Genomic DNA, 13,205 nt, shown 5'->3' with positions numbered 1-13,205 from the left:
ACTCGGGGGAGCTACACAGGGCAGCCGGTCTCATTCAACCGGTCTATTTGAGATCTTCGCCTTCGATATCGTCCAGATCTTCGTCGAGGTCGTCGTCTTCGTTCTCTTCGAGATCTTCATAGTCCTCGTCGAAGCTGTCTTCCTCGTCCTCATCATCTTCGTCTTCGACGAATACTTCGAGAGGAGTGACCTCGTTGAAGGCAACATAGATGGCGTCTTCGTAGACTTCGAACGCATCCGCGATGCCCAAATAGGCGTTTTCGACGGCGGTGTCCTGCTCGCCGCGCTTGGCGGCCAAGGCAGTGAGGTGTTCTTCGAATGCCTGGATGAGCGAGTTGAGCGCGACGCGCGGATCGGTAGTCATGCCTCTAAACTATCCGACTTTCCCCCGCGTGGAAACACCGGTGCCCGGGCGGATGCCCGGCAGGGCAGCCTGCGGCCCTGCCCTACCCGCCCGGACTCCGCTTCGGTGGTGAGTCTCACATCATCCGTGTGGCTAAGAGCTGAAGCCGAGGCTGCGCAGCGAGGACTCCAATGTTTCAGCTGAACGTTGTAGAAGTTCGATTTCCCGCTCATCCATGGGCACTTGCAGAGTCCTTTGGGCTCCGCCGTAACCGACCAAGGTGGGGACCGAAAGGGCGATATCGGAAACACCGTAGTAGTCATCCAGAACGGTTGAGACGGGTAGCACCGAATTCTGGCCCATGAGTACGGCCTCGGCAATACGTGCACCCGAGAGACCTATCGCGTAATTGGTTGACCCTTTTCCCTGGATGACCCGGTACGCCGCACGCATGGCTTGTTCCGCCAGCGCGGATTTTTTCTCTTCGGAGAAGAGCTGTTCCCCGGAGGCCGTGGTCCACTCATCGATAGGAACCTGCCCGATATTCGCCTGCGACCACAACGGGAATTCGGAATCTCCGTGCTCGCCGACAATCATCGCGTGCACGCTACTGGTGGACACTTCGGCCTCGCGGCCGACCATCCACCGCAAACGGGAGGAGTCCAGGACGGTCCCGGATGAGAACACCCGCTCCCGAGGCAGACCCGTGACCTGTTGACCGACCACGGTGAGCACGTCGCAGGGGTTCGTCACGAACATGTAAACCGCTTCGGGCGAGACCTTCATGAGCTGCGGCAAGAGGCTCTCCAGGATTCTGACGTTTGCGCCAGCCAATTCGAGGCGGGGCTGCCCCGGCGCCTGACGCGCACCCGCGGTCACAATGATCATGTCGCAGCCGCGAAGTATTTCGAGGTCTCCCCCGCCGACCACCGGTGTTCCTCCGGCGAACATCGAACCATGAGCGATATCGAGCGCTTCCGCTTCAGCGCGGTCGGCGGCGACATCGTAGAGAACAACCTCGCTGGCTGAATTTCGTATCACTGATGCATAAGCCATCGCGCTGCCGACGCCACCAGCACCGACGATGCCGAGCTTGGTGCGTGCCATTTCCGATGCGGATCCCATGATGGATTTCCTTTCGCCATTCCGGTCCCTTCTCCCGGGAACCGGATCCGCTCCCAGTATCCCACGTATTTCGATTCTTTGGGTGGTTTTATGTTGGATTGTGAGGGGTTTTGGGGAGGCATGTTTCATAGGAGCCTAGGATTGCCCGTCAGGCTCAAAAGGTGGACTCGACCTTATCGGAGCGAGCCCCTGAGGCGGTCTTCTCCTCAGGAACGCGCGTAGACCATGTGGAGGTGCCGCTTAGGCTGCATCAGCTTTCGGTCCGGAACGTGTGAATGGTTGCGATTATCCTCGCCCTCACTCATGCCGAATGAAACTCGACCGAGAGGTAGGACCGCTTAAAACGAATTGGGCCGTGACATCGCTGTGATATCACGGCCCAACCTTGTTGTGCGCGAGGGGGGACTTGAACCCCCACCCTCTAATACGAGGACTAGCACCTCAAGCTAGCGCGTCTGCCTATTCCGCCACCCGCGCAGGTGACCTCGGAAGCTGGCTTCCGGGCAACGAGTAATAACTTACTTGATGCTCCGGTTGGGCGCAAATCCTTGGGGCCACGCGGGACGGTGACGCTCGACACAAGCTCCCGGTTTGGGGTCAGTCCTGGTCCGGGTGAGCTTCTGGGCCGCGCCACGAGAAATCGAAGTTCTTGCGGTTCTTCTGGCCTATACCCCGCAGGACGACCTCTGAACGAGTCCCATGATCCAGGTCGCGCCATATTCCGACCTTGGTCGGCAGGAAGACAGGAGAGCCGAACTCAACGCTCCATGAGCAGGGTGCAGCCGGATCTCGAGTCGCCTGAGTCAGAGCGCGAGACGCGCAGTACATGCCGTGAGCGATTGCGCTCTTCATTCCGAAGATCTTGGCCGTGGCGTTGCTGAGATGGATCGGGTTGGCGTCACCTGAGGCTTTCGCGTAGGAACGTCCAGTCGCCGAGGGCAGGCGCCACATTCCGATCAGGGTGAATCCGTCGCGCGGGTCGGGCCGTTGCTCTCGACCTTCCGAAATGTCGGAAGTTGAGGTGCCGTTTTTCCGGTTGTTCGACGCGGGAGCCTCCTTGGACAGGTAGACGGATTCGTCCGTGAACGCCAGTTCACCGGACTCATCCCAGATCTCGGCGAGAATGGTGACGGTCGTGCCGCGACGGTGTTTTCCGAATCCCTTGACTTGCACCCTGATTTTGACGGTCGAGTCTACCGCGACCGCTCGATGATGGACCACAGAATTTTTCAGGTGGATCAGGCCGAGCAGGCGCAGAGGAAACGATTTCTTCGTCATCAGCTCAGTCGACAACGGGAACGTGACGGCGTGTAGATATCCGCCGTGCGCGTGGTCTGTAGCGCTGGCTCCAACCACCTCGCAGAATTTCTGATTATCGGCCGAGCCCAGTCTGATGCGGTGATCGATCGCGGGTAACGCGGACGGGCTGGGCAGCACTTGCCGAGGAGACGATGCTTCGGAATCGTGACCTGGTCGCCGCTTCTCAACGGCGCTCCCCAGCTCTTTCCCCAGTATGTTCAAGTACATACCTGCAGGGCCGGCCTTGTCTCGGAGGTACTTCGGATTCAACGCGGGCACGTCCCGCCCTATGAGCTGCTTCGCAGAAATGCGTGGGAGTTTCATTACGCACCCACCATGGACTGTCCGCAGACGCGCAGAGTCTGCCCGTTGATGCCGGCCGCAGCATTCGACGCCAGAAAACCAACCGCCTGGGCTACGTCTTCGGGCTTTCCGCCCTGTTGCATCGAATTGAGCCTCCGAGCAACTTCACGGGTCACAGTGGGCATCGCCTTGGTCATCTCGGTTTCGATGAAACCGGGTGCGACGGCATTGATCGTGCCGCCAGCCTGGGCAAAATCGACTGCCAGAGCAGAGACCATGCCAATGATTCCAGCTTTGGATGCCCCGTAGTTGGTCTGCCCCCGGTTGCCTGCGATGCCGCTCGTCGATGCCAAGGACACGACGCGCGGATTGGGCCCCAAGGCGCCCGAGTCCAGCAGTTGACGGTTCATGGCCAGCTGGGCGGCCAGATTGACGGTCAAGACTGATCCCCATTTCGCTTCGTCCATATTGGCCAGCATCTTGTCGCGGGTGATCCCTGCGTTATGAATCACGATGTCGAGGCGACCGAAGTGCTTCTTGGCGGCTTCCGCGATCCTTGCACCGGCATCGTCCTGGGTAATATCCAGCTGGAGCGCCAGTCCCCCAACGCTGTTGGCGACTCTGGACAGCGCCTCCCCCGCGGCCGGGACGTCGACCAGGATAATGCTTGCACCGTCATCGTGGAGTCGACGCACGATCGCCTCGCCGATGCCGCGAGCCGCGCCCGTGACCACGGCGACCTGTCCACTGACCGGAGTTTCGGGGTCGACCGTATGTGGCTTCGCGGGCTCAACGTTCACAGGTTGACCACTGACGTAGGCCGAACGCGCCGAGAGGAGAAATCGAAGTGGCCCCTCGACGCTCTCGTCATCGGGCCTGAGCTCCGGCGAGAGATTCAGCTGATTGCACGTCGCGCCCTTGCGCATCTCGTGAGCCAAGGAGCGCATGAACCCGACCACGCCCGCTTGAGTTGCAGTGATCTCCGCAGCGTTCGGGGACTCGATGCCTTCCGTCGATCGACCGAGCACGATCACGCGGCCCGAACTGCCGAGGCTTCGCAAGGCAGCGCCGACCGTCAGGGCACCTTTTTGTAGGTCACCAGGCTTCTCTGCCTCGGTGAAATCAGCGATGATCGCACCGTAACGGGTGTTCGTTTCCGGATGTCGGCGAACCTCCAAGCCCCAATTGAGCAATTTGTCGGCCAACCCATCGACGCTCTGACCTCCAACGACAAGAACTTTGCGGTCTTTCAGCAAGTCCTGGTGCGGCTCGTAGCGTCGAAGCTCCACCGGCTGAGGCAGACCCAACGCCCCTGCCACTTTCTTGCCCACGGACGAGTTCACGATCTGTGCGTATGAATCCTTCATCATTTGGCTGTCTCCTCGCAGAATTCTTTGGTTGGCTACTTGGCAGGCTGATCCGCTTCGAGGATCATGGTCACGCCGAGACCTCCGGCGGCGCACACCGAGATCAGGCCGCGCTGGGATTTGCCTGTCTCTTGGGCCGAGTCGTGTAGTTGTTTGGCAAGTGTTGCGACAATGCGTCCACCCGTCGCGGCAAAAGGATGCCCGGCGGCCAAGGAGGATCCGTTAACGTTGAGCTTGCTCCGCTCGATCGATCCCACGGCAGAGTCGCGGCCCAATTTCTCATGGGCGAACTCTTCCGATTCCCAAGCCTTGAGATGGCACAGGACCGTCGAGGCGAATGCCTCATGTATCTCGTAGTAGTCGAAATCGCCCAGTTCAAGATTGTTCCGCTCGAGCAACTTCGGGACGGCGTACGCCGGGGCCATGAGGAGGCCTTCTTCTCCATTGACGAAGTCGACCCCAGCCGCCTGGGCATCGACGATGCGCGCGAGCGGCGTGAGCTGGCGCTCTTCCGCCCACTCCAAACTTCCCAGAAGAACCGCCGAGGCACCATCGGTCAACGGCGTGGAATTTCCGGCGGTCATGGTTGCTTCTTCCGGCAGGCTGCGCCCGAAAGCCGGGTTCAATTTTCCCAACTTCTCAAGGGTCGAATCCGCACGAAGATTGTTGTCCTTGCTGAGCCCGCGGAAACCCGTCAGGAGATCATCGAAGAATCCCCGCTCGTACGCGGCAGCCAGGTTCTTGTGACTGGTCAGAGCCAACTCGTCCTGGTCTTCACGCGAAATCCCCCAGGCGGCCGTGGTGATCGCCTGGTGTTCACCCATCGACAGCCCTGTGCGGGGTTCCCCGGTGCTCGGGGCGGAAGGCTTGATATCCGCGGGGCGGATCTTGGATACGGCAGCCAAACGCTGTTTCAGTGTTTTGGCCCGAGACAACTCCAAGAGCCCGCGACGGAGTCCCTCGGAGACCACGATCGGCGCGTCGGAGGCGGAATCCACGCCGCCGGCAACCGCGGAGTCCATCTGGCCTAGCCTGATCTTATTGCTCAGACCCCAGACGGTCTCCAACCCCGTTGCGCAGGCCTGTTGGACGTCATACGCGGGCGTCGACGAGGCGAACGCCGAACCGAGCACGGCCTCACGGGTCAGATTGAAATCCTTCGAATGTTTGAGGACGGCTCCAGCAGCGACCTCGCCCACCTGCTGACCTGCGAGTCCGTAACGAGCGGCCAACCCGTCAAACGTGGTGGTGAGCATATCGAGGTTGCTTGCCGAGGCATAGGCCCCATTGGAACGCGCGAAAGGAATTCGGTTGCCGCCGAGTACGTAGGCCTGAGACATGGATCCTCCGGATCGTAGATGCAGGGCGATCGTGCCGCGACGGGCCGAATGGCTCGTCATCGTGCTCCGGTCGGATACCACTCGGCATCGCCCTTGTGACTGGGGTTACAAAATACAAGAGTACCTGATACTCTGCGTATCGTGAATACCAAAGAGAGCCTTGATGAGCGGAAAGATGATTCCGCTCCGGCAAGTTCCCTGGACGGCAGGGTCACACGGTGGGACACGCATCGGCGTGTCCGCCGTCGGCAGCTTCTGCGTGAGGCCAGAAAGGCGATCCACAAGCTCGGGCCTCAGGCCTCGATGGAAGAGATTGCACAGCATTCGGGAACATCCAAGTCGGTGTTCTACAGATACTTCACGGACAAAGCAGGACTCAGCCAGGCGCTGGGAGAATTCCTTCTGGCCGGAATCGAGCCGAAAATCGCGGAGGCCGCCCGCAGCGGCTCCACGCCTCAGGATGTTGTTCAACGCATGATCGATGTGTACCTGACGATGGTCCAGCGATCACCCGCCATTCATGAATTCGTCACAACTCAGGCGGGATTGGGCTGGACGCGAGCCGAAGACGACGAGAATCCCACCGCTTCCCTGGGCCATTTCGCCGACCACATGGCGACCCTGCTCCTCGGCTCCCTCCGTTCCATACCCAACGGGTTGAACAAAACATCCATCGAAGATGAGTTGGTTTTGGATTACTGGGCCCGCGCGGTCGTTGGAATGGTCAACTCGGTGACGGACAAGTGGAGCCGCTCCAACGCGCTGGGAGAGGGACCTCCACGAGAAATCGTCGTCGAGAGACTGACCCAATGGATTCTCATGCCGCTCCAGGACTCTCGATGAAACCCACTCATCCAATCCACGAACACACAGACAGCCCCAAGACCACAGGAGGAACCATGCCCCTCAACGAAAACGTCTCGACCGGCGGGAACGAAACAGACAACCTCTCGGAGCAGCGCGCGCCACACAAAGGTTCTCCTGAGCCCCTCTCGCAAGGACCGGTCGAAGAAATTCAGGCCGTGCAGGATCCGCAAGCCGCCGGCACGATTGACGTCACAGCGATCCATGACGAGCTCATGGGCAAGTGGAAGGACATCCGTCAGTACACGCGGGACATCATCGAGGATCCGGATCTTCACAAGATCGACACCGATTCGTACCAGGATCAGCGCAAGCGCGTCTCTCGGCAACTCGAGGTCCTTGTCGACAAAGGGGTCGTTCACCGCGCCTACCCGAAGTACGTCGGCGGGCAGGAAAACCCGGGCGGCAACATCGCTGGATTCGAGGAATTGGTTGCCGCAGACCCGTCTCTGCAGATCAAGGCCGGGGTCCAGTGGGGATTGTTCGGGGCAGCGGTCCATCAACTCGGCTCGGAAGAGCATCATCGGAAATGGCTTCCGGACATCATGTCCTTGAAGACACCCGGTGTTTTCGCGATGACGGAAATCGGTCACGGATCGGACGTCGCCTCCGTCGGTACGACGGCGACCTTCGACGCCGAAAGCGGCGAATTCGTCATCAACACACCGTTCAAAGCCGCCTGGAAGGACTACCTCGGCAACGCGGCCCAGGACGGCAAGGCAGCGGTGGTTTTCGCGCAACTCATCACTCGCGGCGTGAACCACGGCGTACACGCTTTCTACGTCCCCATTCGGGATGAGGAGGGCTATAACCTACCGGGAATCACCTCGGAGGACGACGGCCGCAAAGGAGGGCTGAACGGCGTGGACAACGGCAGGCTCGCTTTTGACCACGTCAGAATCCCCCGGACCAATCTGCTCAACCGATACGGCGACGTCGCCGAAGACGGTACATACTCCTCCCCCATCGATTCGCCAGGTCGCCGCTTCTTCACGACCCTCGGCACTTTGGTTCAGGGCCGTGTGTCGCTGGACGGGTCGGCGATCAACGCAGCGAAGATAGGGCTGAGCATTGCGATTCGGTACGCCTACGAACGCCGTCAATTTTCCGCGGGCGGGGATGCGGAAGCCACGCTCATGAGCTACCAGCTGCATCGTCGCCGACTCCTGCCTTTGTTGGCCACGACCTACGCGCAAGCATTAGCCCACCACGATCTGTTGGAGACTTTCGACGAAGTGTTCTCAGGACGCCAGGACACCCCTGAGAACCGCGCCGAACTCGAAACCTTGGCGGCGGCGTTGAAACCGATGTCGACATGGAATGCCCTGGAAACTCTCCAGGAGTGCCGGGAAGCCTGCGGAGGATCCGGGTTCATGACGAAGAACCGGTTCACATCCCTGTACCAGGACCTCGACGTCTACGCGACCTTCGAGGGTGACAACCACGTTCTGCTCCAGCTCGTTGCCAAGCGTCTACTCGGCGATTATTCCAAGGAATTCGCCGCACTCGATTTCGGGACCATCACCAAATACGTGTCGTCCCGCGCCGAGGATCTCGCGGTCAATCGGACAGGATTGCGCCGCGCCGCACAAATACTTCAGGACACGGGAGACCAGAGGAAGTCTGCCAAGGCCCTCAAAGATCCAAAGCTGCAGAGAGATCTCTTGGGCGACAGGGTCCACACGTTGATCGCAGAGGCTGCGGATGCGTTGCGTCCGGCCAAGAAGATGCGCCCCGAGGAGGCGACCCAAGTCTTCAACACGCAACAGGTCAAATTGATCGAGGCGGCTCGATCGCACGCGGAGCTGCTTCAGTGGGAGGCCATGACGGAGTCCCTGACCAAACTCGAGGGCAAGACTGCCGAAGTTATGACATCTCTGCGAGATCTCTTCGGAATGACCCTGATCGAGAAGAACCTGGGTTGGTATATTTCCTACGGCCTGGTTTCCACGCAGCGCGGACGTGCCCTGGGCGAATACATCAATCACCTGCTCGAGAAGATCGAACCATTTTCGTTGCAATTGGTCGAGGCTTTCGGCTTCAAACAGGCACATTTGCGAGCCGAGATTTCGAGCGGAATCGAGGCCGTGCGCCAGTCCGATGCTTCGGAGTACTTCCGGAAGCTCAGGGCTTCATCAGATGCGCCCGTTGATGAAAAGACCTTGAACAAGATGAAGCGCAAACAGAAGACTCAGCATTCCTCGAAGAAAAAGCGCTGAACCGGAACTACACGGTGGTGAAGCGGACCGTCTTTTTGCTGAGGCGGTCCGCTTTTCACTCCTCGGCCGCGGCCGAGGGAATGACCTGAAACACTTTTGGCACCTATACTTTGATGGTGCGTAACGACAACCTCACTGACGAAGAAGCCCGCTCACGGTCCCAGATGCTCGATGTCGAGCAATACGAGGTCCACGTGGATCTCACCTATGCAGCGGACCCCGGCATGCCCGCCTTTCCGACGACGACAACCGTAACCTTCCGAGCCGACGTCCCGACGTCCGGTGAAGCCGAAACGTTCATCGAGTACATCCACCACAGCGTCGATTCCGTTGAACTGAACGGACAGAAACTGCGGATCTCGGACGTCGTCCAAGGCAGTCGTATTCTTTTGCCCCGTCTGGCCCCTACCAATCGTCTGGTCATTCACGGACGGTCTTTGTACTCCCGCTCAGGGGAAGGACTCCACCGTTTCATCGATCCCGAAGACGGCCGCCTTTATCTTTACACCCAATACGAACCCAGCGACTGTAGACGCGTTTTCCCAACTTTCGAACAGCCTGATCTGAAGGCAGTTTTTCGCTTCTCCGTAACGGCGCCGAGCGATTGGGAAGTCGCTTCGAATACCGAGGTCGTGTCCACCCAGGAAGATCCGGTCCTTGAGGGCTTCAGCAAAAGGATTTTCGCCCCAACACGCCGAATGTCCACGTACATCACCACATTGCTCGCAGGGCAGTACCACGCGGTCAGCAAGCTGTACCGGCCCTCGATAGAGAATTCCGCGGTCGCTCCCATGACTTTGTATTGCCGGCAGTCGATGGCCCAATACATGGAATCGGAAGCAATCTTCGATCTCGTCGCCAAGGGACTGGACTACTTCCAGGAACTGTTCGCCTACCCCTATCCGTGGGGAAAGTACGACCAGGCCTTCGTGCCCGAATACAACCTCGGGGCCATGGAGAATCCCGGACTCGTGACGTTCACGGAGTCGTACCTTTTCCCCGGCGGTTCGACTCTGGCCCAGCGGGAAGGGCGAGCGAACGTCATCATGCACGAGATGTCGCACATGTGGTTCGGTGACCTCGTGACCATGCGCTGGTGGTCCGATCTGTGGCTCAAGGAGTCGTTCGCCGAATTCATGGGCGCCCTCGCAGCCGAAGAAGTCGGTGGCTTCAACGAATCGTGGGTTACTTTCGCCCACCGTCGCAAGGACTGGGCCTACACTCAAGACCTTTACTCGACGACCCACCCCATAGTGGCCGAGATACCGGACGTCGAAGCTGCCAAGCAGAATTTTGATGGCATCACTTACGCGAAAGGCGCATCGGTCCTCAAACAATTGGTTGCTTACGTCGGCTTTGATCGTTTTGTCACCGCGGCCAGATCGTATTTTGCCCGCCACGAATTCGGGACGGCCGAGCTATCCGATTTTCTGGGCGCCCTCGAAGAATCGTGCGGCAGGGATCTCGGCCAGTGGTCTCGGGCCTGGCTCGAGTCCCAAGGCGTCACCTCCTTGAAGTACAACCCGGATCGCGGCGTCCTTGAGCAGAGTCTCCCGGACTCGGTGACTCAAGACCTCGGCCGCCCCCACGTCCTGAATGTGGCCTCATTCGTCCTCGAGAACGGGGTTCTCAAGAAGAAACAAGGGCAAGAGGCCGATATCCCGTCCGGTCGCGAAGGACTCGCTCTAGAGCTCACCGACTTCGGTCGCGGCCAGGCCGACGACGAAATCGTACTGGTCAATCAGGACGATCAGACCTACGCGCTGACCTCGTTCAATTCCGCAGAGATCGGAATCGCAGTAAACTACGGGCACACGCTTGCTGAGCCGATTGACCGAGCCGTTCTCGGCAGCGCACTCTGGAACATGGTCCGCGCTGGCGAGCTCGACCCTCGGGTCTACACGGATCACGTGGCCGCAGGACTCGGAGTCGAGACCTCGGCAACTCTCCTGGATACCGTACTGGTTCACGCAGAAACCGCGCTTTTCCTCTATATGTCCCCGGACGGTCGCAGCGATTGCCTTCACAAGTTCTCCACCGCGGTAGCCGAGCAACTTCCGTTGTGTGAGCCAGGCAGCGATCGACAAAGTATCCTGACGCGCCACGGGCTGCGTCTCGCGAGAGAAGATGCGCATCTTCTGGGCTTTGCGCAAGAGCTCGTCGAATTCGCCGAGCAGAACCCTGGTCGCAACGAGTGGGGCGGCTTGGAACTGAGCGACGAACTCGTGTGGTCGGCACGTACCGCGCTCGCGGCCCGAGGAGTCGTGTCTGGTGAATATCTAGACCGTGCCCTCGATTCCCACCGAAGCCAGCATGCAGCCATCGGTGCGGCCCGTTCGAAAGCCGCGCTTCCTCATATCGAGGAAAAGCATCGAGCCTGGACCAGCATTTTCACCAACGAGCTGTCCAACGACATCCTGTCGGCAACGGCAGCAGGTATTCGCACGGGAACACCGGCTTTGCGCGATGGCCTCGCTGCCGACTACTTCGAACGGCTGGGGGACGTATGGGAGAAGAATTCGATCGGAATGGCCACGAGGATCGTCAAAGGGCTGTACCCGGGGCTGGACGACGACGTCGACCCACAGGTCGAGACGGAGACTTGGCTTTCAGAAAACCCCGACGCGCCACGGGCTTTGCGTCGAGAGCTGACCGAAAGGCTCGAGGACGCCAAGAGGGCAGCTCGGATCCGGTCATTATGGGGCTGAAAGATCTCAGGCAGGCCACGCCAAAACGTCCGTTGGGCCTTTTACGAGCAACACGACCCCGCATCTCACGAGGCAATACCGGTGCCACGGCGCGAAGTTGTGAGATTCTAGTAAAACCTGCTTCGGGTATTGAGGGACATTAGAGGAGTATCGCCGTGACTGAATACGCGCTCAATGATCGTGGATCCTTGGAGCTTGTCACCGAGGACTACTACGACGCCGAGATCTTGCGGATGTTTGACGGTCGTCGCTTGGATCGAGAGCAGGTCTTGGACGCCGTGGCCCATTTGGTGCCGGAACCGGACAACCCATGGTTCCCCGGCAGCGTCGCCGTCTGGGTCGCTGGGCACAAGGTTGCTCGTATGACTCCGGAAGACTCCGAGCGATATTGGAAGCCTCTGGCCCGGATCGTGGTCTCCGGCTACATCCCGGTAGCTCCGATTCGATATTGGGCAACGCAACGCAGGGAAAACGGTCATTCCCGCCTCGAGACCAAAGCCGTGCTTTCCGTCTCGCGCCCGGAGTTGCTGTTCCCCATCAACTCTTCACCCGTACGTGCCGCCCTCCTCCCCCAAGGCCCGAGCGTCAAAGTGCTCGACGAGAACGACTATGCCGAGTACTTGCACGATGTTCTGCCTGTTTCCGGGGAAGGGCGTGTGATTCTGACACTCGAAGCGAACCGTCACAAGATGGTTGACGGCCATGAGGTCGATGTGGTGGACGTCCTCCATGATCGACGCGTCGTCGGGCGCCTCAGCACGCAGATGTCCGAGCAACTGGCTCCCGTAGTCCGCTACGCTTTCGAGAACAACAAGCTGACCGCCGTATGGGGGACCATCCGTGGTAGCTCTTACGAGTTGTCGTTGACTGTACAGGCCGTGCGAGCCGACGACATTCCACGTTCTTGGTATCTTGACCTGCCGAATTCGGTTCCGCAGCTCAAGCCGCGGCAAGAAACCTATGAACTCGACCCTGCATACGTTCCGACCGAAGCAGAAGCCGACCCCGATCTCAAACGTCCTCCCAAGCCCGGTGAGGAGCCCTACCGTGCATATCCGTTGACGCACGGCAGCACTGCCGCAAGCGGGGGTCGTTCGTCGCGGCATGGCGATTACCGGACGGCGATTGGCTTGGGCGCGCTCGGGGCTCTCCTGGTGATCCTCGGTATCGTTTTCGTCTTCTTCAAACCAGTTCTTGGGGTTCTGGGCATTCTGATCGGAGCCTCCATCGCGTTCGTCGGGCTCTACATCGGCCGTATTCAAGGGCCCGCGCGGCTCGAGGACTTCACCTATGAAGAACCTTACTCAGACGATGAGCAGGAGCCCGAGGACGACGACTCCGAATACCCGCATGACCAAGACGTCGAGGCTACGTATCCAGATGCCGAGGGCACGTTCGACGACGAATCTTCGATGGACTTGCCGGAGGCAGACGGCCCCGAACAAGACCTCGAGGCCGAAGCCGCTGAGGAATACGACGTGGAGGCCGTCTCGGACGCCAATCGCGGGCACGGACGTCATCTGGACGCGGCTCGCTACTTCCATGATCAGACGAGCCTGGATTCCTCGGACGGTTATGAAACCATCGGCCAGGAGTCCTCTTCCGCGTCTCAACGCGAGTACAGGGACTGATTGATT

Annotated in this window: 9 protein-coding genes and 1 tRNA gene; 4 read left to right on the top strand and 6 right to left on the bottom strand. The window is 59.6% G+C overall.

The features are described 5' to 3' along the window. Positions 1–43: 43 nt before the first annotated feature. The 6 genes from sake_RS06590 to sake_RS06565 all read right to left on the bottom strand — a co-directional run bounded on the left by sake_RS06590 (position 44) and on the right by sake_RS06565 (position 5,777). Positions 44–364, bottom strand: coding sequence for a hypothetical protein (locus tag sake_RS06590; RefSeq protein ID WP_129359663.1), 321 nt, complete (start codon positions 362–364; stop codon positions 44–46). A gap of 132 nt (positions 365–496) precedes the next feature. Continuing rightward, positions 497–1,468, bottom strand: coding sequence for an L-lactate dehydrogenase (locus tag sake_RS06585; protein ID WP_178945654.1), 972 nt, complete (start codon positions 1,466–1,468; stop codon positions 497–499). A gap of 391 nt (positions 1,469–1,859) precedes the next feature. Beyond that, positions 1,860–1,945 (bottom strand) — tRNA-Leu (locus sake_RS06580). A 120-nt stretch (positions 1,946–2,065) separates the two neighbouring features. Further along, positions 2,066–3,091, bottom strand: coding sequence for a MaoC/PaaZ C-terminal domain-containing protein (locus sake_RS06575; protein WP_178945653.1), 1,026 nt, complete (start codon positions 3,089–3,091; stop codon positions 2,066–2,068). Beyond that, the gene (locus sake_RS06570; protein ID WP_178946292.1) at positions 3,091–4,437 is read right to left on the bottom strand and encodes a 3-oxoacyl-ACP reductase; all 1,347 of its coding nucleotides are present in this window, start codon (positions 4,435–4,437) and stop codon (positions 3,091–3,093) included. Before sake_RS06570 ends, sake_RS06575 begins: the two co-directional genes overlap by 1 nt. A gap of 35 nt (positions 4,438–4,472) precedes the next feature. After that, complete coding sequence (locus sake_RS06565) at positions 4,473–5,777, bottom strand: acetyl-CoA C-acetyltransferase (protein ID WP_371811979.1); 1,305 nt, start codon at positions 5,775–5,777, stop codon at positions 4,473–4,475. Between the two features lie 141 nt (positions 5,778–5,918). Between sake_RS06565 and sake_RS06560 the strand changes: the two genes are divergently transcribed. The 4 genes from sake_RS06560 (at position 5,919) to sake_RS06545 (ending at position 13,199) form a co-directional block, all read left to right on the top strand. Further along, a complete protein-coding gene (locus sake_RS06560; RefSeq protein WP_178945651.1) occupies positions 5,919–6,620 on the top strand; it encodes a TetR/AcrR family transcriptional regulator in 702 nt (233 codons plus the stop codon). Between the two features lie 56 nt (positions 6,621–6,676). Beyond that, the gene (locus sake_RS06555) at positions 6,677–8,860 is read left to right on the top strand and encodes an acyl-CoA dehydrogenase (RefSeq protein WP_178945650.1); all 2,184 of its coding nucleotides are present in this window, start codon (positions 6,677–6,679) and stop codon (positions 8,858–8,860) included. A gap of 113 nt (positions 8,861–8,973) precedes the next feature. Beyond that, positions 8,974–11,568, top strand: a complete 2,595-nt coding sequence (pepN, locus tag sake_RS06550) for an aminopeptidase N (protein WP_129359669.1) — start codon at positions 8,974–8,976, stop codon at positions 11,566–11,568. Between the two features lie 155 nt (positions 11,569–11,723). Next, positions 11,724–13,199 (top strand): DUF2273 domain-containing protein, encoded by a 1,476-nt coding sequence (locus sake_RS06545; protein WP_178945649.1) that lies wholly within the window; start codon positions 11,724–11,726, stop codon positions 13,197–13,199. The last annotated feature ends 6 nt before the right edge of the window (positions 13,200–13,205 follow it).

The sequence above is a fragment of the Kocuria sp. TGY1127_2 genome (assembly GCF_013394385.1).
Lineage (GTDB): Bacteria > Actinomycetota > Actinomycetes > Actinomycetales > Micrococcaceae > Rothia.
This window is presented reverse-complemented; position numbering and strand designations above follow the sequence as displayed.

What these genes read in the sequence shown, in the direction of transcription:
- sake_RS06590 (WP_129359663.1), bottom strand. Translation starts at nt 364, where the DNA reads ATGACTACCGATCCGCGCGTCGCGCTCAACTCGCTCATCCAGGCATTC.
- sake_RS06585 (WP_178945654.1), bottom strand. Translation starts at nt 1,468, where the DNA reads ATGGGATCCGCATCGGAAATGGCACGCACCAAGCTCGGCATCGTCGGT.
- sake_RS06575 (WP_178945653.1), bottom strand. Translation starts at nt 3,091, where the DNA reads ATGAAACTCCCACGCATTTCTGCGAAGCAGCTCATAGGGCGGGACGTG.
- sake_RS06570 (WP_178946292.1), bottom strand. Translation starts at nt 4,437, where the DNA reads ATGAAGGATTCATACGCACAGATCGTGAACTCGTCCGTGGGCAAGAAA.
- sake_RS06565 (WP_371811979.1), bottom strand. Translation starts at nt 5,777, where the DNA reads ATGTCTCAGGCCTACGTACTCGGCGGCAACCGAATTCCTTTCGCGCGT.
- sake_RS06555 (WP_178945650.1), top strand. Translation starts at nt 6,677, where the DNA reads ATGCCCCTCAACGAAAACGTCTCGACCGGCGGGAACGAAACAGACAAC.
- pepN (WP_129359669.1), top strand. Translation starts at nt 8,974, where the DNA reads ATGGTGCGTAACGACAACCTCACTGACGAAGAAGCCCGCTCACGGTCC.